Raw genomic sequence first — 20,302 nt, forward strand, 5'->3', positions numbered from 1 at the left:
CCCTAGTGCTTAGTCGGTTGCGGTGGAGTCATCGGCATGGGCGGCGTCGCGGATCTCGCCGACCAGTTCCTCGATGACGTCCTCCAGGGTCGCCAGCCCGATGGCGCTGCCGTCCTCGCGTACGACCCGAGCCATGTGGGCGCCGCGGCGCTGCAGGGTCTCGAGCGCCTCGTGGAGCGCGTCGTCGGGGGTGACCGTCGCGAACGGCCGGATCCACTTGTCCTGGACCGGTTGCCGGCGGCGTACGTCGTCGGGCTCGAGCACGTCCTTGATGTGCAGGTAGCCGACGAGGTCGCCGTTGTCGTCGGCGACCGGGAACCGGCTGTAGCCCGTCGAGGCGCAGACCGCCTCGATGTCGGCGCCCGAGGCGCCGCGCGGCACGATCGTCCAGTCGGCGACCGGGATGGTGACCTTGGCGACCGTCTTCTCGGTGAAGCCGAGCGCGCCGGTCAGCCGGCCGTACTCGTCCTCCTCCAGCAGGCCTTCGCCCCGCGACTCCTCGACCATCGCAGCCACCTCCGCGCGGGTGAAGGTGGAGCTCACCTCGTCCTTGGGCTCGATGCCGAGCGCCCGGATGCAGAGGTTGGCGGCGTAGTTGAAGGCCACGATGATCGGGCGCAGCACGTAGACGACCGCGTAGATGGCCGGGCCGAGCACCAGGGCGGCCCGGTCGGGGCCGGCCAGGGCGATGTTCTTGGGCACCATCTCGCCGACGACCACGTGCAGGTAGGTCACCACGAGCATCGCGATCACGAACGCGACCGGGTGGTGGAAGGCCTCGGGCAGGCCGATCAGGTCGAAGCCGGGCTCGAGCAGGTGGGCGAGCGCCGGCTCGGTGATCGCCAGGAGCAGCACCGAGCAGACGGTGATGCCGAGCTGGGCGCCGGCCATCATCAGGCTGATGTTCTCCATCGCCCGCAGGGTGATCCGGGCCATCTGCGACCCGGCCTGCGCGGCCGGCTCGATCTGGCTGCGACGCGCCGAGACCAGCGCGAACTCCGAGCCCACGAAGAAGCCGTTGGCGAGCAGCAGCACCAGGCCGAGCAGCAGCCCCATCGTCGTCGACATCAGCCGATCACCTGCATCGAGATCCGGTCGATCCGGCGCCCGTCCATGACCTCCACGGTCAGCTTCACGTACCTCGCGTACACGTCGTCGTCATCGGAGTCCGGCGGCGGGTTGCCGGGCACGGTGAGCTCGGCGGTCGCACCCCTCTCGGGGATCCGGCCCAGCAGGCTCAGCATCAGCCCGGCGACGGTGTCGTAGTCCTCCCCCTCCGGCAGGGCGACACCGGTGATGTCCTCGACCTCGTCAGGACGCAGCAGCCCCGACAGCGACCAGCCCCCGTCGCGGCGGAGCCGGGCGCGGGCGCTGAGCGGGTCGTGCTCGTCTGCGATATCGCCCACGATCTCCTCGATCACGTCCTCGAGGGTGACGATGCCGGCCTGGTCGCCGTACTCGTCGAGCACCACGGCGAGCTGGAACCCCTCCGCGCGCAGCAGCGCCATCAGCGGGTCCAGGCGCAGCGAGTCGGGCACGACCACCGGCGGCACCATCAGGTGCTTGACCTTGGCAGTGGGCCGCTCGTGCACCGGCAGCGCCACTGCGGCCTTGACGTGCACGGTGCCGACCACGGCCTCGTTGTCGTCGAGCACCGGGAAGCGGGAGTTGCCGGTACGCCGGGTGAGCTCGATCAGCGCCTCGGCACGGTCGTTGTGGTCGAGGCTGTGGACGCGTACGCGCGGTGTCATGATCTCGCCGGCGGTGCGGGTGCCGAACTCGACCGAGCGCTCCATGAGCTCGGCCGTGTCGGCGTCGAGGGTCCCCTCGTGGGCGCTGCGCTGGATGAGCGAGGAGAGCTCGGCCGAGCTCCGCGCGGAGCGCAGCTCCTCCTGCGGCTCCATGCCGAGGCGGCGGACGATGGCGTTGGCGGTCCCGTTGAGCACCTTGATCGGACCACGCATGAGCCGGGTGAACGCCCGCATCGGACCCTGGGTGACGCGGGCGGTCTGCAGCGGCAGGGCCAGGGCGAGGTTCTTGGGGACGAGCTCACCGAAGAGCATCGTCACGATCGTGGAGAGGATCAGCGCGACGGTCAGCGCGATCGGCGTCACCGCACCCTCCGGAAGCCCGGTGGCGAGCAGCGGCGCGTCGATCAGCTCGGCGATCGCAGGCTCCGACATCCAGCCGATCCCGAGGTTGGTCACCGTGATGCCGACCTGCGCGCCGGAGAGGTTGCTGGAGAGCTCCTTCATCGCGCGCAGCACGCCGTCGGCGCGCTTGTCCCCCTGCTCGGCGGCCATCTCCACCTGGGAGTGGTCGACGGTGACCAGGGAGAACTCCGCGGCGACGAAGACGCCACAGGCGGCGACCAGCAGCAGGGCCAGGAAGATGAACAGGATCTCGGTCACCGGGCCGACCTCGATCGGTGCAGCCTCGGTTCACACAAGAGGCATGGATATTGGCCGGGTTGCGGTCCGTCCATCGGGGTTCAGATCGTCCTTAGCTGTTGGAAGTGCCGTCAGCCTACATGGGCGTGGTTGCGCCATCTGCGTTGCCGGGCCGCGCTCATCCGGCCGTGTCACGTACCGGACACTGTTGTCCATATCGGCGCCGTGAGCCTTGACACACCCCCTCCGTTCGTCAACTCTTACGCGGCAACAGCCGACGCCTCACGAGCCAAGGGAGCCCCCGTGACCATGTCCTCGTCGCCCACGTCTACCTCCAGACGTACGTTCCTGGCCGGTGCGGCGGGCGCCGCCGGTGCCGCTGCGACGGGCCTGCTCGCCGGTCCGGCAGCGGCCTCCTCGCCCCGCCGCGTACGACTGGTCCGGGAGGAGCATCGGGCCGTGGTCGTCGGGTCCGGGTTCGGTGGCGGGGTCGCCGCGCTGCGCCTGGCGGAGGCCGGCGTGCCGGTCACCGTGCTCGAGCGCGGCCGGCGCTGGCCGACCGGACCGGACGCACAGACCTTCCCGACGGTGCGCTCGCTCGACAAGCGCGCGCTGTTCCACACCACCACACCCGAGGCCCTGAAACCGCTACAGCGACTGCTCGGCACTCCCCTGGACTTCGGCCCGTACGTCGGCCTGCTCGAGCCCGTCCTCGGCCAGAACATGCTCGCCATGTGTGCGGCCGGGGTCGGCGGCGGCTCCCTCGTCTACCAGGGCATGACGCTGCAACCCTCCGCCGAGGTGTTCAACACCTGGTTCCCGAACGAGCTCGACTACGAGCTCATGGACCGCGTCCACTACCCGCGCGTCGCGCGCATGCTCGGCGCCGCGACCGCGCCCGACGAGCTGATCACCTCGGACAACTACCGGGTCTCGCGTATGTTCGGTGAGCGCGTCGAGGCCGCGGGCTACGACCTGCAGAAGATCCCGATGCCGATCGACTGGTCCTACGCGCTCGCGGAGCTGCGTGGCGAGATGGCGCCGTCCTACACCAATGGCGACTGCGCCCTCGGCGTCAACAACGGCGGCAAGCACTCCGTCGACGTCACCTACATCCAGCAGGCCGAGGCCACCGGACGCGTGAACGTCGCCACCCGGCACAACGTGACGTCCGTGGCCCGTGCCGCCGACGGGCGCTGGGAGGTCCACGTCGACCGCACCGACGACGCTGGCGACGTGGTCGAGCAGAAGATCCTGACCACGCGGGCGCTGGTGATGGCGGCCGGCTCGCTCAACACCAGCAAGCTCCTGGTCCGCGCCTCGGCCACCGGGACGATCCCGGACCTGCCCGAGCAGCTCGGTCAGGGCTGGGGCACCAACGGCGACCGGATCTACATGTGGCGCCCCTTCGACGAGAACCTCACCGGTACGCAGGGCGGACCCGTCGTCTACCAGAGCCAGGACTGGGCCGATCCGGCCACGGCCAACACCGTCATCCAGGCGTCGGTGCCGCCCCTCCCCCTCGGCCTCGACCTGGGCGCCACGATGCTGGTCGGCTTCGGGGTCAGCGCCGACCGCGGCAGCTTCCGCTACAGCTCGCTGACCGACTCGGTCACCCTGCGCTTCCCTTTCGGCGGCGACTCGGCCAGCTACCGCGCCATCCACGAGCGGGTCTCGCGGATCAGCGGCGGCCTCGGGGCCCTGATCGACACCAACACCATCGTCAACAGCACCTGGCACCCCCTCGGCGGCGCCAACATGGGCACCGTCTGCGACCTCGACGGCCGGGTCCAGGGACAAGACGGTCTCTACGTCCTCGACGGGGCTCTCATCCCCGGCACCACCGGCGCCTGCAACCCCTCGATGACCATCGCCGCCATCGCCGAGCGCGCCATGGACAACATCGTCGCCAAGGACGTCGGGTCGGTCATCTGAGCAGCTCCTGACGAGCCACAGAACTCTGCAATGCAAAATTCTGCAGAATTTCTCGAAAAGGGGTGACAACCTCTTTGGTGATGCGGCAACATTGTTCTTGCCCCGCTGGTGACCCGAGACGCCAGCGGGACTCTTACGTTTTCGGACGTCACGACAGCTTGTTGGCGACCGCGTTGAGGTTGTTCCGAAGCTTGTCGCGGTAGGCGTCGTGCTGCTCGGGCAGTCGGGCGTCGCAGAACGCGGCCAGATCGGGGCCGGTGACGTCGATGACCTTGCGGCCGGTGGCGGCTTCGGTCTCGAAGAGGTCGAGGATGTCGCGGAGGATGTCGACGATGTCCATGCCGTCGCTGGTGGTGAAGCGCCACATGTAGTTCTTCATCTCTGCGTAGACGGTGCGGTAGTCGGTCGGCAGCTCGGCGGCGCGGGCCTCCATGCGCTTCCAGTCCTTCTTGTCGCCGATGAGGCGGGTGAGGATGTTGTTCATGTCGTTGCTCCTTCTTCGGTGGTTCGGGCCCCTTGTTTGGGGCTGTGGAAGAAGCGTGCAGGCCTGACGTAGCGTCAAGGTCAAGCACTGATCCGAAGAAAGTCCCTCGGCGCTGGGTCAGGCCGCGAGGCGATGGTCGAGGAGTACGTCGCGCAGCGCGAACTCTCCCGGAGAAAGCGGTGGCGGATCTGGTCGCCAGGGTTCGGGTGGCGGGCTGGTGTAGGCGTGGCCGGTGGGTGTGATGGTGGTGATGGAGCCGTCGGGTCCTGGTCTGGCCTGCCACCCGATCGCTTCCTTGGCTTGGTTGCATCGCTCGCACAAACCTTGAAGATTCGCAGCGTTGGTGGCGCCGCCGTCGGCGTGGCGTTCGACGTGGTCGATGTTGCGGATCGGGGCATCACAGCCCACGGTCCGGCAGATCCCCCCGTCACGGGTGGCGACGAACTCCGCGAGCCCGTCAGGGGCTTTGCGGGACCGGGATTCCATCGCCACCAACTGTCCGGCGGGGTCGGTGAACAACCTGCGGACGAATACCTCCGCATCGCTGAGGGCGTCACGTGCCCAGGCGGCGGGGACGGGTCCGTAGCCCTCGACCATCGCCGGTTGGTCGGCGTCGTTGGCCAGTGCGTCGGCCGTCATCACGATCTTGACCTCGATCCGCGGCTTGACCCCGGTCTCACGGCCGGTGACCCGTGCGACCAGGGTGTCGGCCATGACCTGACCACGGGACCGCTCATCACCAGCGGCGGCAGCGGTCTTGGCGGCCTGGTCCAGGGCCGCGAACACCGCGACACCATCCTTGACCGGCAGGAGGGCGCCGAGCCACGTCATGGTGTCGGGCGCCGGCCGCACGCTGACACGACGGTCCTTGGCGGCGTTGGCCGCGCGCGCGACGACGGATTCCTGGTCAAGGGTGATGGCCAGCTTCTTGGCGGCGTTCTCGAGCTGGCGCAGCCCCATCGCCACCGCCTTCGCAGGCTCCCCCTCGGGTCCGGTGGCACACAGTTCATGGTCGATGACCCGCCGGTCCTCCACCGACAGGCAGGCGGTCTCGCGGGCGAGGATGGTGGCCTGCCACTGCGAGAACAGGCCGGCCTTCATCAAGGCGAAGGTGTGGGGCATCTCTGTAAGGAGGATCTTCGCCAGCCCGAGCAGCTTGGCACCCTTGGCCGGCGAGACCCGCCGCGCCAACGCCACCTGCGAACCGACGCCCTCGCCGAGTTTCCGGGCCGGAACGCCGGCCTCGGCCTGGCGGGTCCAGGCGGCGTCCTCGAGTCGTACCGCTGCTTCTGCCTGAACAGCCTCAGCCCGACACTTCACCGCTTCGAGACGGGTGATCCAGTCGACCAACTCGCCCTCGGACGCACCGGGCGGTGGTCCGTCGAGGAGGCGGTCGATGGTCTCGTACATGCGTCTTATTATATGCGAGACAGCGACAAGACGCGACTCATTTATGCTGGTCAGACCCATATTACGCCGTCAGCGAAAAAGGCACATGAGTGCTGCGCCACTCTGTCGCCGCCGCCCCGATACAGGCGAAATCTTTCTCGATCAGGTGCCGGGTCAAGGATGGCCGAAGGCCACCGCGAAGCGGCGGGCGAAGCCCGTCCTTGACGCGGCGGCGGATCGAGAAACAATCAAAGCAAGGGTCGGCGGCGAACCCCGGCCCCGAAAACACAGTCGCTCAACCGAGCTTTCCCGAGAAGAGAAATGTGTTGGTCTCGACACGCCTCCGCCTAGCGGCTCCGGCGGCTCGACCAGCGGGGTCGACCAGCGGGGAAGCGGCTCGACCAGCGGGAAACGTTACCGCCCGACCGCATACCCCTGCGCCCCCCGAGGATTAGCGGCAGCAGAAAGCGTGCCAGTCTCAGGATCCCGAGTAACCGCAGAGAGCCTCCCCAGAGACCAGCCGCCACTCAGCGTCACAGCATGCCCACGACGCCGCAGCTCCTCGACAACCCCAGCACCGAGCCGATCCTCGAGCACCGCACCAGCAGGGTCCCACGTACGCGGCCAGAACGACCCGGGGAACGACGTCGAGTGGAGTGCAGGCGCGTCGATGGCCTGCTGAGGCGAATAGCCACCGACGAGAGTGCGCAGCAGGTACAGCAGCTGCCACTGATCCTGCTGGTCGCCACCCGGCGAACCGACGGCTGTGACCGCGTGCCCGTCGCGGAGGACCAGGGTCGGAGTGAGAGTGGTCCGAGGCCGCCGCCCCGGGGTCAGCGTCGACGGCAGCCCCGGCTCCAGCCAGGTCATCTGCAGCCGGGTGCCGAGGCAGAACCCGAGCTCGGGGATCGTCGGCGAGGACTGCAGCCAGCCACCCGACGGGGTCACCGCGATCATGTTGCCCCAGCGGTCGGCCACGTCGATGTGGCAGGTGTCACCGCGCGTCTCGCCCTCCCTGGAGACGGTCGGCTCCCCGACCCCGGACGCCGCGGCGGCTGGGTCGTAGCTCTCGCGCAGCGGCGGGAAGGCCGTGACGCCCAGCCCGGGCCTCACCTCGGCGGAGGCGAGGTCGGTGATCAGGGGGCGGCGGGTGGCTGCGTACTCCTTGGAGAGGAGGGTCGCGATCACCTCCGGGTCGGCGCCGTCGCCGTAGTGGGCGTCGCGGTCGGCGAAGGCGAGCTTGGTCGCCTCCAGGATCGTGTGCGCGCCGGCGGGGTTGCTCGGGTCGAGCAGGGCGTCGTCGAGCGGTTCGAGCAGGTTGAGCGTCTGCAGCAGCACCGGCCCCTGCGTCCACGGCCCCGCCTTCGCGATCGTGTGGCCGCGGAACTCGGTCGTCACCGGCGTCTCGTACGCAGCCGAGAACCCGGCCATGTCGGCCGCCGTGATCACCCCGGAATGATCGGTTCCGGAGGAGTGGCGGTGCGGCGTGCGTACGAACCGCTCGATCGCCTCCGCGACGAACCCGCTCCCCCAGGCAGCACGCGCGGCGTTGATGCGCTCCTCGCGGGTCGCGGCGCCGTCGCCGGCGGCGACGAGACGGTCGAGCACGGCGGCGTAGGCCTCGTTGCGGACCATGGTGTCGGGCTCGGGCGGCCGGCCGTCGACGAGCCAGTGGGCGGCCGAGGTGGGCCAGTGGTCGCGGAACAGGTCGGCGACAGTGGCGATCGTGGAGACCGCGCGGCCCAGGATCGGGTGGCCGTTGCGGGCGTAGTCGATGGCGTAGGCGAGCACCTCGCCGACCTCCCAGGTGCCGTGGTCGCGCAGCAGCATCAGCCAGGCGTCGACCGCGCCCGGCACAGCAGCGGCCAGCGCGCCCGCGCCCGGGACCAGCTCCAGTCCCTCGGCACGCATGTGGTCCGCCGAGGCACCCGCGGGCGCGGGCCCCTGGCCCATCAGCACGGTCGCCTCGCCGCCGGCGGGTGCGAAGATCCCGACCAGGTCGCCGCCCGGTCCGTTGAGGTGCGGCTCGACCACGTGCAGCACGAACCCTCCCGCCACCACCGCGTCGAACGCGTTGCCGCCGCGTTCGAGGACCGCCTGGGCGGCGCCGCTGGCGAGCCAGTGGGTCGAGCCGACCATGCCGAACCTCCCCAGCAGGTCGGGACGGGTCTTGAACACGGCCGGAGGGGTGTAGGTCGAGAGCACGTCCTCAGGCTACGGTCACCTCATGAGTGCGCCAGCGGTCCGGGGCCGCCTGCAGTGGTCAGTCGTCGTGCCGATCCTCGCTCTGGTGGTGCTGGTGCTCTCGTGGCTCCGCCACGACCACTGGACGATCCTCGCGGCGGTGGCGGCAGTGCTGATCGGTGCCGTGCTGAGCTCCGTCCACCATGCCGAGGTCGTCGCCCACAAGGTCGGCGAGCCGTTCGGGTCGCTGATCCTGGCCATCGCCGTGACGGTGATCGAGGTCGGGCTGATCGTGATGCTGATGACCAGCGGTGGCGACAGCACCAGCACCTATGCCCGCGACACCGTCTTCGCCGCGGTGATGATCACCCTCAACGGCATCGTCGGGCTCGCGCTCATGGTCGGCGCCCTCAAGCACGGTCTGGTCAGCTTCAACGCCGCCGGAACCGGTTCGGCGGTCGCCACGGTGATCGCCCTGGCCGGGCTCACCCTGGTGCTGCCGAGGTTCACCACGTCGGCCCAGGGGCCGCAGTACTCACCCTCGCAGCTGGCCTTCGCCGCCATCGCGTCGCTGGCGCTCTACGTCGCCTTCCTGTTCACCCAGACGGTGCGCCACCGTGACTTCTTCCTCCCGGTCACCAGCGACGAGCACGGCCGGATGACGGGGCTGGTCGACCTCGACGAGGACGGTCACGCCGACCCGCCGTCGGCGGGCGAGGCCGCCCTCAGCCTGGCCCTGCTCCTGGTCTCGCTCGTCTCGGTGGTCGGCCTGGCGAAGGTGCTCTCCCCCACGATCGAGAGCACCGTCAAGAGCCTGGGCTTCCCCTACGCCGTCGTCGGTGTCGTGATCGCCCTCCTCGTCCTCGCGCCCGAGTCGATCGCCGCGGTCCGGAACGCCTCCCGCGACCGGGTGCAGACCAGCCTCAACCTCGCCTACGGCTCGGCGATGGCCTCGATCGGCCTCACCATCCCGACCATCGCGGTCGCGATGATCTGGCTCAGCGGCCCGCTCGTGCTCGGCCTGGAGCCGACCCAGATCGTGCTGCTGGTGATCACCGTCTTCGTCACCGGCCTCACCGTCGTCCAGGGCCGCGTCTACGCCCTCCAGGGCTTCGTCCACCTGGTCCTGCTGGCCGCGTTCCTGTTCCTCTCGATGCAGCCGTAGCCGGCACCGCTCACCCCGCCGGGATCTCCTCCAGGCCCACCTCGAGCTTCGGGAACGAGTGACCCTCGGCGTCCTTGAGCACGGTGTACTGCACGTCGACGTGCGGCTCGATGGCGCTGTGCTTGTCGTTCGGCGCACCGATGATGAGCTGGAACCCGAGACCCCGCCAGGCGCCGATGGCACGGCCGGTGAAGCGCGCGTCGGCCTTAATCAGCGCCTCGTCGAGGAAGACCGGGGCGTAGCGCGGGCGCTCGGCACCGGCGTCGCCGAGCTGGTAGCGCAGCGCGGCACCCACGATGAAAGCCACCAGCTCCTGCGACTCGCCACCCGACTTCTCGCCGATGTGGTCGTAGAGGGCCACGTGCTCACCGGTGTCGGCGGTGACCTTCTCGGCGCTGACACGGACGTGGTTGCGTACGTCGATCAGGTCGGCGAAGTCGGGCGCCGTGCGGCGCATCCGGTCGATGAGCCGCGACATCCGGGTGTAGGCCTGCTCGCGGGTCTCGTTGGTCGAGGCCCGCCCGATGAGGTCACGGACGGCACGCAGCTCCTTGCGGAATCGGCCACGGACGGCCGACTGGCCCTCCTGGGTGTCGATCCGGAGCCGGTGGTCGTCGTCGTTGAACGGCAGCTCGGCCAGGATCTGGTTGATCGGGTCGATCCGGTCGCGGATCTCGCGCACCGCCCGCGACAGGGTCGAGTCGAGGTTGGTGAGGTCGTTGCCCGACAGGTTGAGCAGCGAGTCGCGCCACTCGACCTCGAGCTCGTGCAGACCACTGGTCTGCAGCTCGTCGAGGAGCCGGTCGAAGTCGGCGTACGAGGCGTCGGGGTCGGTGTGGAGGTTGGGGTTGGGCCAGCGCTCGAGGAAGGACTCGAAGGTCTGCCGCAGCTGGACGCGGGCGGCGCCGATCGTCTCCTGGGCGCTGGCGCGGTCGGCGTCGAGGCTCTCGCCGGCCCGGGCGAAGACCGCGTCGAGCTCGGCCAGCGCGTCCTCGCGGCGACCGGCGTCCTCGCCTCCGGCGGCCTTGAAGAGCTGCTCGAGGTAGTCCGCCTGAGCCGGGGCGATCTCGGTGCCCGAGGCTGCCGCCTCCTCCAGCGCGTCCTTGGCGCGGTCGACCTGCTCGACCACGTCACTCCACCGCTCGTCGAGGTCCTTGACCGCGCTCTTCGCGGCGCCGATGCCCTCACGCAGCGAGTCGACCTTGGCGCGGGCGCTCTTCAGCCGATCCTGGAGCGTGGCGATCTCCGGGTTGTCGGCCGTGACCTCCGCGATCACCGCGGCCCACCGGTCGCGCTCGGCCTCGGCGCCCTCGACATCGACCTGGTCCCAGGTCAGCGCGGAGACGGCCTTGTAGGACGTACGCCGCAGGTCGAGCTCCTTGATGGCCCGCTCGGCCTCGCCGACCGCCGCCGTCGCCTTCTCCGCGTCCCGACGTGCGCTCTCGAGGAGCTCGGTGAGCTCGGCGACGCGACGGGTGTTGGTGAAGCCGAGCACGTTGCCGGCGCCGTGGCCGCCGTGGGCTCCACGCGACCCCTGCGAGACCTGGCCGGTGACGGTGAGCGCCATCCGGTGCTGGCCGAGGAGTGCGGGCGTCGGCACGCAGACGTAGCCGTGGCGCTCCGTCAGCCGCTTCTTGAGCCAGCCTGTGAACACGCCCCGGCGGTAGTCCAGGCGTCCCGGCAGGGTGCCCTCGTCGAGGATGGCGGTGTCCGCCATCCCGGTGGGGACGGCCTCGTAGCGGATCCGGGTGCGCTGCCGGACCGACTCGATCGCGGCTCGGAAGGCGCCGACGTGAGCCGCGTCGACGAGCATCGTGGTCGCGAAGCCGCCCAGCGCCAGGTTGAACGCCTCGCGCCAAGCCTCGTGCTCGGTGCGTACCTCGACCAGCTCGCCGACGAACGGCATCTCCGCCGGACTCAGCCCGGCCGCCTCGGCCAGCACCGCACGCGCCGCGCGCAGCGGCTCGGGGATGTTGTTCTTCGTCTTCTCGGCGTCGGCGAGCTCGGCCTCGAGCCGGCCGACCGCCTTGATCGCCTCTGCCTCGGCCGACCGCGCCCCGGCGTACGCATTGAGGGCGGTCGCGCGGGCGTCGTCGTCGACCAGCGCCTCCTGGGCGGCCGCCTGAAGGGTCTCGAAGTCGGCGGGCGTCGTGACGACCGCGCCGAGGACCGCGAGCTCCTTGTCGAGCGACTCGCGGGTGCGGCGTACCTGATCGGCTCGCGCCTCGGCCGACTTGATCTCGCGGGTGGCCTCCTCGAGCCGGCGGCCGCCGGAGGCGGCGACCGTGACCGCGAGGCCGTCGCGCTCGGACTCGGCGGCGTCGATCAGCGCCTGCTTCTCGGCCACCGTCTTCTCCGCGGCGCTCTTGCGGGCGCTGAGGTCGGCCTCCAGCTCGCTGAGCAGATCCACCCGCTTGCCGGCCCGCCACAGGCCGGCGGGCGTCGTCTCGTCGGCGAAGGTGCCGATCCCCTCGATGACCTCCAGCCTGGCGGCGGCACCCTCGATGGCGACGCGGTGCTCGCGGATCGGGGTCAGCGCACGCACCTGCTGCTGCGCGGTGACCATCCGCTCGCGGGTCGCGGAGAGCTCGTCGAAGTGGGCCACGACGGCGTCGGCGGTCGCGAGCGTCTCGGGCTCCTCGAGCACCATCTTCTTGTAGAGGTCGTCGACGGTGGTGATCTGCTGCCCGGCCTGGATCCGGCCCAGCAGGTTGACGGCCTTCTCCCCGTCGCCGGCGGCACCGATCCCGAGCGCGGATTGGATCCGCGCGGTGAAGTCGCGGTCGGTGTCGATCGGGGTCAGCCCGATCTCGGTGACCGAGGTGCGCGTGAACCGGTGGGCCGCGGCCGGCTCCAGGTCACGTACGTCGAAGCCCGCCTCGGCCACGGCACGGAGCTTGGTCACGTCGTCGAGGTTCTTGGCGGACGCGGGGACGTACCAGGCACGGACGGCGGTGAAACGGGCGCCGGTCTGGTCGGCCCAGGTCATCGCGATCGCCGACCAGGTGTCGCGGCCGTCGCCGCGCAGCACCCGGATCTTGGTGCCGTCGGCGGTCTTCGCTTCATCGATCTTGCCGCGGGCGTAGGAGAGGATGTTGCGCTGGTCCTGACCCCTGGGCCGCCCGACGACACCGCCGTTGGAGGCACCGTTGAAGGGCGTCGTGTGGGGCATGATCAGCGCGATGTAGGCGTCCATCAGGGTCGACTTGCCCGACCCGGAGCCGCCGGTGAGCAGCGTCGCGGTCGGCGAGAACCGCACCCGGTGGGCGCCGTCGTAGCCGCCCCAGTTGACCAGCTGCAGCTCGCTGGCGACCCACTGGCGGCCGGTCGAGCGGGCGGGGATGAGGCCGAAGAGGCTGTCGATCATGTTCACTGCTGGGTCTCCTGCTCCTTCAGCCATGCCTTGAGCTCGGCGAGCTTCTCCACGCTCAGCACGATCTCGACCAGCGGCGTGATCCGGTAGCGGTCCTCCGACTCCTCCTCGAGGATTCCCTCCCGGGCGAGCCGCTCGACCGCTCGGCGGATCTCGCGGCGCGGGGCCGCGTCACCGCTGGCGACGTCGAAGTAGGTGAGCACGGTCTGCTCCAGCTCGTCGGCGTCCACGCGCGCGGACCTCTCCCCCGCACCGCGCTCGCGCTGGAAGACGGTGCGCAGGTGGACCAGCACGAGCGTCTCGGCGCGGGAGTAGGCGTCGTCCTTGAGCAGCACCGGCACGTCCAGCTCCTCCGAGCGCACCTGCCGCTTGTAGGCGATGCCGCGGTCGTGGTCGACCACGAGCCGGACGAACAGGTCGTGGAGCCGCGACTCGATCACGGCCTGGTGGTCGAGCAGCGTACGCCACTGCCGCGGGCTCCGCTCCGCGGTGATGAACCGGCGGCGCAGGAGCTGCACCAGCACGCGGCGTACGTCGGCGTCCAGGACGCCGCGGTCGCCGACGAAGAGCTCCGTCGGGTCGTCCTCCATCGAGACGGGCTCGATGAAGCCCTCCGGCTCGCTGCCGTAGGGCACCTCCGTCACCGTGTCACTCATCGTCGTCCCCTTCGAAGGATCCATCGCCCGCTGTCATCCTCACCCCGCCGAACGCGAACCGTCGGCGCACCCCGTCGGCCCGGACCGCCTCGATCGTGGAGATCTCGCCGGTCTCGGCCATCCCGCGCCGGTGGGCGATCTCCAGCAGTCCGAGCAGGTCGACCGGTCGCCGGATCTCCTCCGGTGCGGCCGCGAAGACCTCGGCGATGTCGACCGGCCCATCGGCGCCGTGCTCGGCCACGAAGGCGTCCAGATGTGCCTCGATCGCCCGGTACCCGGGCCCTCCCCAGGCCTTGGTGTCCTCGACCGCACTCTCCACGTCGCCCCAGTCGGCGAGCGGCGCCGGCGGCTCGGGCGGCCGCAGCTCGCTGACCGACTGCCGCAGGTGGCCGAGGTCGGCGATCGGCAGCCGGCGCAGCGGCTCGACCGCCTCGGCGGTCCGCGAGGACGGCATCCACGCCTGGAGCCCGACCATCACGTCGCGCAGCAGGTCGTCGACCTGCCGGTCGCGGGCAGGGTCGTGCGTACGCACCTGGGTCGTGATCACGTGAGACGCCGTCTGCTGGGCGGCGAGCACCTCCGCGACGCCGGTCTCGATCCGGCGTCCCACGGCGGCGAGCTCGGCGCGCTCGGACGGGTCCATCGCCTTCGTGAACCGGTGGCGCAGCACCGTACGCAGGTTGCCGGCCAGGTCGTCGAGGCGCCGCGGGTCGCCGATCATGCGCAGCGCCCCGGCGAACGCCTTGCCCTCCGGCGTCGAGGCCATCACGTCCTTGCCGCGCTGGAGGTACTCGCGCAGGACCTCCCCGGCGGGGCGTACGTCCTGGCGCAGGTCGGTCACCACGTCGCGCTGCATCGCCCGGATGGACTCGACGACCCGGGCGAAGTCGGCCGGGAGCTCGCGGGTCAGGTGGAGGATGTTCTCGGCCTGCTCGAGCAGGGTGTCGTCGTCGACGGTGTCGACGACGCCGGTGCGGTCCAGGCGGGCGATCTCGGCACGGCGCTCGGCGATCTCCTCGGTCAGCCGAGCCACCCGGGTCAGCACGTCGGGGTCGGCGTCCTGGGCGAGCCGCTCGACCGCCTCCAGCAGCGTCCGGACCCGTGACTCGGAGACCCGCGCCCGCGACCCGCTGGCCCGTCCGGCGATCTCCAGGGCGCCCACCGCATGGGCGGAGAGCCGGTAGACCTCGTCCTCGCCCTCGATCTGGCGCAGCAGCCACCCGGCCCGCACCCACTGGCGGCACAGGTCACGCGCCGTGCCGACCGGCAGCATCACCTCGCCGCCCTCGCCCTCCGCATAGCCTGTGGCCCGGAGCCGTTCGAGCATGTCGCCGATCTCGGCGTGCGCGTCCACCACCGGCACGGCTGCCCGGTCGGAGCTGAAGGTCACCGAGAGCACCGCCACCACGAACGGCGCGAACCGGCCGTGCAGAAGGTCGAGCATCGGGTTCTTGAAGGCGGCCAGAGCCCCGGCGTACGCCGCCTCGACGCGAGTGTCACTCATCGGCAGATACCGTACGCGGCACCACGGACATCACCACAACGCACACGCCCCAGGGCATCCCACGGCGCGACACCTTCGGCGGATACGCGGACGCGACCGGAATTCGGTTGCCAGCTATCGCATAGTTATCCCATGCGGGTTCGTTCCTTCCCTGTCGTCGTGGCCACGGTGGCCCTGGCCGTTCTCTCCGGTTGTGCCGAGGTGCCCGAGACCCCTGACCCGGCTGCGAAGGGCGAGTCGACCGCGTCCCCGTCGCCGACGGCTCTCACCGCGACGATCTCCCCCGCCGACGGCGCGAAGGACGTGCCGGTCGACAGCATCGTCACGGTGACCGCGACCTCGGGCGAGTTCACCAGCGTGAAGGTCGCCAAGCCCGACGGGCGCACCGTGCCGGGATCGCTGTCGGCGGACAAGAAGACCTGGACCGCCAACGACCTGCTCGACCCGGCGCTGCGCTACACGGTCACCGCCACCGGTGAGACCGGCGAGGTCACCAGCAGCTTCACCACCCGCTCGCTCTCGCTGGCGCAGCAGACCTTCGCGACCATCGTCCCCGTCGACAAGTCCGAGGTCGGGATCGGGATGCCGGTCGCGGTCTACTTCGACGTACCGGTCAAGGACCACGCCTCCTTCGAGAAGCGCATGCACGTCACCTCCACCCCGGCGCAGACCGGCTCCTGGCACTGGGTCTCCGACACCGAGGCCCGCTACCGCCCGCAGCGCTACTGGAAGCCCGGCACCACCATCAAGGTCGACCTCGACATCAACGGCGCCTCCGCGGGAGGCGGCGTCTACGGCCAGCACAGCCGCACGGCGACCTACAAGGTCGGCGACGCGCACGTCTTCAAGGTCAATGCTCGTACGCATCAGATGAAGGTCTTCAGCAACGGCAAGCTGCTGCGTACGATCCCGATCACCACCGGCAAGCCCGGGTTCACCACGCGCTCCGGGATCAAGGTCATCTCCGAGAAGCACCGCGTCAAGGAGATGCGCTCCGAGACCATCGGCATCTCCGACCAGAGCTCGAGCGACTACTACTCCCTCGACGACGTCGAGTACGCCATGCGGATCAGCAACTCCGGTGAGTTCATCCACGCCGCGCCGTGGTCGACCGGGTCCCAGGGCTATGCCAACGTCTCCCACGGCTGCACGGGCCTCTCCACCGCCAACGCCGCCTGGCTCTACGGCCTGGCCCGCATCGGCGACGTCGTCGAGACCACCGGCACCGACCGGAAGATGGAGTGGGACAACGGCTTCGGCGACTGGAACCTCTCCTGGGCCGACTACCAGAAGGGCTCCGCGCTCTAGCCGGATCCGACCGCGGCGGCCAGACCCTCGCGGCAGCCGTGCATCATCTGCCGGTGGTTCCAGGTCAGCACCGGCCTCAGCAGCATCGAGGCCAGACCGAGCAGGCCGTCGACGACGACCTCCTGCTCGAACACCGTCCGGCTCCCGCTCGGCGTCGGCGTCAGCGTCCATCGCGCGAACCCGTCCAGATCGCCGCCCAGGCTCACCTCCAGCGTCGGCAGGTCGCGGCTGACCGCGTGGAGGACGATCTCCAGGTCGTACGGCAGTGCCGAGCGGCACACCAGCAGCGCGTCGTCCTCGCCGAGCCTCGCCACCGCCCGCACCTGGGGCCACCACCGCGGGTAGTGCTCGACGTCGACCAGCACGTCCCGCACCGCCTCCGGCGACAACGGCAGCTCCCAGGTCTCGGCGAACACGTAGCGCGCGGGCATGACGCCCAGTGTGCCCCGGATCCGGTCAGCCCAGGAGCGTCGCCACGGCCTCGCGGCCGAGCGCCGGGGACAGCGCGCCGAGCGCGGCCTCCGCGGCGTCCTCGCACAGCCCGGCGCTCACCGATCCCAGCCGCGCGCCGACGGCAGCCACGGCAGCCGGCGCCATCGACAGCGAGGTGATGCCGAGACCCACGAGCACGGGCGCGAGCAGCGGGTCGGCGGCTGCCTCGCCGCAGATCCCGACGGGCTTCCCGGCCGTACGTCCCGCCTCGGCGGTGATCGCGATGAGCTGCAGCACCGCGGACTGCCAGGGATCGGTCAGGTGGGCCAGGTCGGTGGCCAGCCGGTCGGCGGCCATCGCGTACTGGGTCAGGTCGTTGGTGCCGATGGAGAGGAAGTCGACGACCTCGAGCATCCGGTGGGCCATCAGTGCAGCCGCCGGCACCTCGACCATGACGCCGGGCTTGAGACCGCGGGCGCGGACCAGTGCGGCGAAGTCGGCGGCCTCCTGGACGGTGGCGACCATCGGCGCCATCACCCAGGTGTCGGCGCCGGTGCGCTCGGCGGCGATCGCGATGGCGTCGAGCTGGCGCTCCAGCAGGCCGGGGTTGTCCGCGGCGAGCCGCAGACCGCGTACGCCCAGGGCCGGGTTCTCCTCGCCCTCGTGGGTCGCGAAGGCGATCGGCTTGTCCGAGCCCGCGTCCAGGGTGCGCACGACGACGTGCCCCCGGCCGGCGAAGGGCGCCAGCACCTCGGCGTAGACGTCGGCCTGCTCGGCCACGGTGGGTTCCTCGCGGCGGTCGAGGAAGCAGAGCTCGGTGCGGAAGAGACCGACGCCCTCGACCTGGCCGGCGGCGGCATCGCGGGCGGAGGACCCGTCGGCGACGTTGGCGAGGAGTGCGACGGGATGGCCGTCGGCGGTGCGGCCGGGACCGGTCCACGCGGCGACCGCCTGGCGCCGGGTGAGGTCGGCCTCGGCTCGGGCGGCGGCGTCCGGGCCCGGCTCGAGGTCGATGGTGCCGGCCTGGCCGTCGACGAGCGCCAGGGTGCCCGGGGCGATGCCCGTCGCTCCGGCCACGCCGACCAGGCACGGGATGCCGAGCTGGCGGGCGATGATCGCGGTATGGCTGGTGGGGCCGCCTCGCTCGGTGACCAGAGCGACCACCCGGGCCGGGTCGAGGGCCGCGGTGTCGGAGGGGGCGAGGTCGGCGGCCACCAGGACGCTGATCCCCTCGGGTACGTCGACGCCGGGCTCGGGCTCGCCGGCGAGGTGGGCGAGGACCCGGCGCTCGATGTCGCGCAGGTCGGTGACCCGCTCGGCCATCAGGCCGCCCATCCCGCTGAACAGGGTGGCGAACTGCTCCACCGCCGCGCCGACGGAGGCGACCAGACCCTCCCCCGCGCGCAGGTGCTTCTCGACGGCGACGCGTAGCCCCTTGTCCCGGGCCAGGCCGGCACTCGCGCTCAGCACGGACGCAGCGGCTCCCGAGGCGGTCTCGGCGCGGCGGGCGTACCCGTCGGCGACGGCGGTGGCGGCTGCCTCGTAGGCCGCCAGGGCGTCCTCGGGCTGATCGAAGCCGCGCCGTTCCAAGGCCTCCAGCGCGGCGGGGTCGACCTCGGTCCGCACCACGTGGACGGGCGCCAGCACGATCCCCGGGACCACCGGAGTGCCGGACAGAACAGATGAGTGAGACGTGACCATGGCCACAAATATCTGCCCTAACCCCTTGACGAGTCAACACATTCGGGCATAAAACAACATATGTGGGCATTCACAAGCCCGAAATCAACTCGAAACCACACCGATCCCTGAAGGAGGCCGCGATGTACGCCGAGGAGCGACAGATCGCGACGGCCCGTCTCGTCGCCGAGCGCGGGCGGATATCCGTGGCCGACATCGCCGAGCGGTTCGAGGTCACCACCGAGACCGTGCGCCGCGACCTGTCCACGCTGGAGCGCCGCGGCCTGGTCCGCCGCGTGCACGGGGGTGCGGTGCCGGTGGAGGCGATGGCCGTCCTCGAGTCCGCGCTCGGCGAGCGGGAGCAGAGCTTCACCGCGCAGAAGGACCGCATCGCCCAGGCCGCGCTCGACCTCCTCCCCACCGCCGGCGGCACCATCGCGATCGACGCCGGCACGACCACCAGCAGGTTCGCCCACGTGCTCCCCCGCGACCACCAGCTCACCGTGGTGACCCATGCGGTCCCCGTCGCCGCCATGCTCGCCGGCAGCCCCCAGATCGAGCTCCACCTGCTCCCCGGACGCGTGCGCCCGGCCACCCAGGCAGCGGTCGGCGCCGAGACCGTGGACGCGCTCAGCCGGCTGCGGGTCGACGTCAGCTTCGTCGCCACCAACGGGCTCACCCTGGCCCACGGCCTCTCCACCCCCGACCACGAGGAGGCCGCGACCAAGCGGGCGCTGGTCAACGCCGCCCGCCGGGTCGTGTGCCTGACCGACTCCAGCAAGATCGGTGTCGAGACCACCCTGCGGTTCGCCGCGCTCGGCAACGTCGACGTGCTCGTCACCGACAGCGACATCGACGACGACGTCGCCGACGAGCTCCGCGAGAGCGGCCTGGAGGTGCGGATCGCATGATCGTCACCCTCACCGCCAACCCGAGCATCGACCACACCGTGATGCTCACCAGCCCGCTGCGCCGCGGGGAGGTGCTGCGCGCCACCGCGACGAGCTCACAGCCCGGCGGCAAGGGCGTGAACATCTCCGGGGCCGCGTACGCCGCTGGGGTGCCGACGCGCGCCGTCGTCCCCTGCCCCGACCTCGACCCGATGGTCACCGAGCTGCGGGCCACCGGCCTCGACGTGGTGACGGTCGGGCCCGCCGGCCGGCCGCGGATCAACACCACCGTGACCGAGCCGGACGGCACCACCACCAAGCTCAACGGCCCCGGCGCCACCGCGACCCCGGCACTGCTCGACGCCCTCGCCGCCCGGCTCGTCCAGGAGGCCGACCACGCCAGCTGGGTGGTCCTCGCCGGGTCGCTGCCGCCCGGGGCGCCGGCCGGCTGGTACGCCGAGGTGGTGAGCGCGCTCCGGTCCACCGGGGCCTGCATCGCCGTCGACACCAGCGAGGCACCTCTCGAGGCACTCGCCGCGGGTCTCCCGGCCGGCGCACCCGACCTCCTCAAGCCCAACGCCGAAGAGCTTGCCTCCATCACCGGATCCGACTCCCTCGACGACCCGGCCGTCGCCGCGTCCGCGGCCCGGACCCTGGTCGAGCGCGGCGTCGCCGCTGTGCTCGCGACCCTCGGCGAGAACGGCGCGGTCCTCGTCACCGAGGAAGGCACCTGGCACGCCACCCCGCCACCCACCGAGGTCGTCAGCACGGTCGGTGCCGGCGACAGCTCCCTGTTCGGCTATCTCCTCGCCGACCTGCGCGGACTCTCCGCCCCTGAACGTCTCGGGCTCGCCGTCGCGTACGGCAGTGCAGCCGCCGGCCTCCCCGGCACCACCCTCCCCACTCCACCCC

15 protein-coding genes are annotated in these 20,302 nt (G+C 71.0%); 5 read left to right on the forward strand and 10 right to left on the reverse strand.

Annotated elements, in window-relative coordinates:
• Positions 1 to 9: 9 nt before the first annotated feature.
• Both G5C66_RS19815 and G5C66_RS19820 read right to left on the reverse strand, forming a co-directional pair.
• Positions 10 to 1,068, reverse strand: coding sequence for a hemolysin family protein (locus G5C66_RS19815; protein ID WP_165112644.1), 1,059 nt, complete (start codon positions 1,066 to 1,068; stop codon positions 10 to 12).
• Positions 1,068 to 2,411, reverse strand: coding sequence for a CNNM domain-containing protein (locus tag G5C66_RS19820; protein WP_165112645.1), 1,344 nt, complete (start codon positions 2,409 to 2,411; stop codon positions 1,068 to 1,070). Before G5C66_RS19820 ends, G5C66_RS19815 begins: the two co-directional genes overlap by 1 nt.
• A gap of 288 nt (positions 2,412 to 2,699) precedes the next feature.
• On the opposite strand from G5C66_RS19820, the gene G5C66_RS19825 reads away from it, so the two are divergent.
• Entirely contained in the window at positions 2,700 to 4,325 is a 1,626-nt protein-coding gene (locus tag G5C66_RS19825; protein ID WP_165112671.1) for a GMC oxidoreductase, read from the forward strand.
• A 148-nt stretch (positions 4,326 to 4,473) separates the two neighbouring features.
• Here G5C66_RS19825 and G5C66_RS19830 read toward each other — a convergent pair whose 3' ends face one another.
• The 3 genes from G5C66_RS19830 to G5C66_RS19840 form a co-directional block, all read right to left on the reverse strand.
• Positions 4,474 to 4,809, reverse strand: a complete 336-nt coding sequence (locus G5C66_RS19830; RefSeq protein WP_165112646.1) for a DUF1048 domain-containing protein — start codon at positions 4,807 to 4,809, stop codon at positions 4,474 to 4,476.
• Between the two features lie 117 nt (positions 4,810 to 4,926).
• A complete protein-coding gene (locus G5C66_RS19835; RefSeq protein WP_165112647.1) occupies positions 4,927 to 6,219 on the reverse strand; it encodes an HNH endonuclease in 1,293 nt (430 codons plus the stop codon).
• Between the two features lie 393 nt (positions 6,220 to 6,612).
• Positions 6,613 to 8,403 carry a gamma-glutamyltransferase family protein gene (locus G5C66_RS19840; RefSeq protein WP_478354325.1) on the reverse strand — a complete coding sequence of 597 codons (1,791 nt, stop codon included), beginning with the start codon at positions 8,401 to 8,403 and terminating at the stop codon, positions 6,613 to 6,615.
• Between the two features lie 22 nt (positions 8,404 to 8,425).
• Between G5C66_RS19840 and G5C66_RS19845 the strand changes: the two genes are divergently transcribed.
• The gene (locus G5C66_RS19845) at positions 8,426 to 9,547 is read left to right on the forward strand and encodes a calcium:cation antiporter (protein ID WP_165112648.1); all 1,122 of its coding nucleotides are present in this window, start codon (positions 8,426 to 8,428) and stop codon (positions 9,545 to 9,547) included.
• Positions 9,548 to 9,557: 10 nt separating this feature from the next.
• On the opposite strand, the gene G5C66_RS19850 is transcribed toward G5C66_RS19845, so the two are convergent.
• From G5C66_RS19850 to G5C66_RS19860, 3 genes are read right to left on the reverse strand one after another with little or no spacing between them, the layout of a single operon-like run.
• Positions 9,558 to 12,914 carry an ATP-binding protein gene (locus G5C66_RS19850; protein ID WP_241248697.1) on the reverse strand — a complete coding sequence of 1,119 codons (3,357 nt, stop codon included), beginning with the start codon at positions 12,912 to 12,914 and terminating at the stop codon, positions 9,558 to 9,560.
• Positions 12,915 to 12,916: 2 nt separating this feature from the next.
• On the reverse strand, positions 12,917 to 13,576 hold the full coding sequence (locus tag G5C66_RS19855) for a DUF4194 domain-containing protein (RefSeq protein ID WP_165112650.1): 660 nt from the start codon (positions 13,574 to 13,576) through the stop codon (positions 12,917 to 12,919).
• Positions 13,569 to 15,080 (reverse strand): DUF3375 domain-containing protein, encoded by a 1,512-nt coding sequence (locus tag G5C66_RS19860; RefSeq protein ID WP_165112651.1) that lies wholly within the window; start codon positions 15,078 to 15,080, stop codon positions 13,569 to 13,571. Before G5C66_RS19860 ends, G5C66_RS19855 begins: the two co-directional genes overlap by 8 nt.
• Before the next feature lie 132 nt (positions 15,081 to 15,212).
• Here G5C66_RS19860 and G5C66_RS19865 point away from each other — a divergent pair, with 132 nt between their 5' ends.
• Positions 15,213 to 16,388, forward strand: coding sequence for a L,D-transpeptidase (locus G5C66_RS19865; RefSeq protein ID WP_165112652.1), 1,176 nt, complete (start codon positions 15,213 to 15,215; stop codon positions 16,386 to 16,388).
• Here the strand turns inward: G5C66_RS19865 and G5C66_RS19870 are convergent.
• Positions 16,385 to 16,819: an SRPBCC family protein gene (locus tag G5C66_RS19870; RefSeq protein ID WP_165112653.1), complete on the reverse strand. Its 435-nt coding sequence runs from the start codon at positions 16,817 to 16,819 to the stop codon at positions 16,385 to 16,387. The genes G5C66_RS19865 and G5C66_RS19870 overlap by 4 nt on opposite strands.
• A gap of 25 nt (positions 16,820 to 16,844) precedes the next feature.
• Complete coding sequence (locus G5C66_RS19875) at positions 16,845 to 18,521, reverse strand: phosphoenolpyruvate--protein phosphotransferase (RefSeq protein WP_165112654.1); 1,677 nt, start codon at positions 18,519 to 18,521, stop codon at positions 16,845 to 16,847.
• 122 nt (positions 18,522 to 18,643) lie between these two features.
• Here G5C66_RS19875 and G5C66_RS19880 point away from each other — a divergent pair, with 122 nt between their 5' ends.
• Entirely contained in the window at positions 18,644 to 19,411 is a 768-nt protein-coding gene (locus G5C66_RS19880; RefSeq protein WP_165112655.1) for a DeoR/GlpR family DNA-binding transcription regulator, read from the forward strand.
• Positions 19,408 to 20,302: 1-phosphofructokinase family hexose kinase (locus G5C66_RS19885; RefSeq protein WP_165112656.1), on the forward strand; the 895-nt coding region annotated here is incomplete at its 3' end. The genes G5C66_RS19880 and G5C66_RS19885, both read left to right, overlap by 4 nt.

This window comes from Nocardioides turkmenicus (assembly GCF_011045035.1).
Taxonomy (GTDB): Bacteria; Actinomycetota; Actinomycetes; order Propionibacteriales; family Nocardioidaceae; genus Nocardioides; species Nocardioides turkmenicus.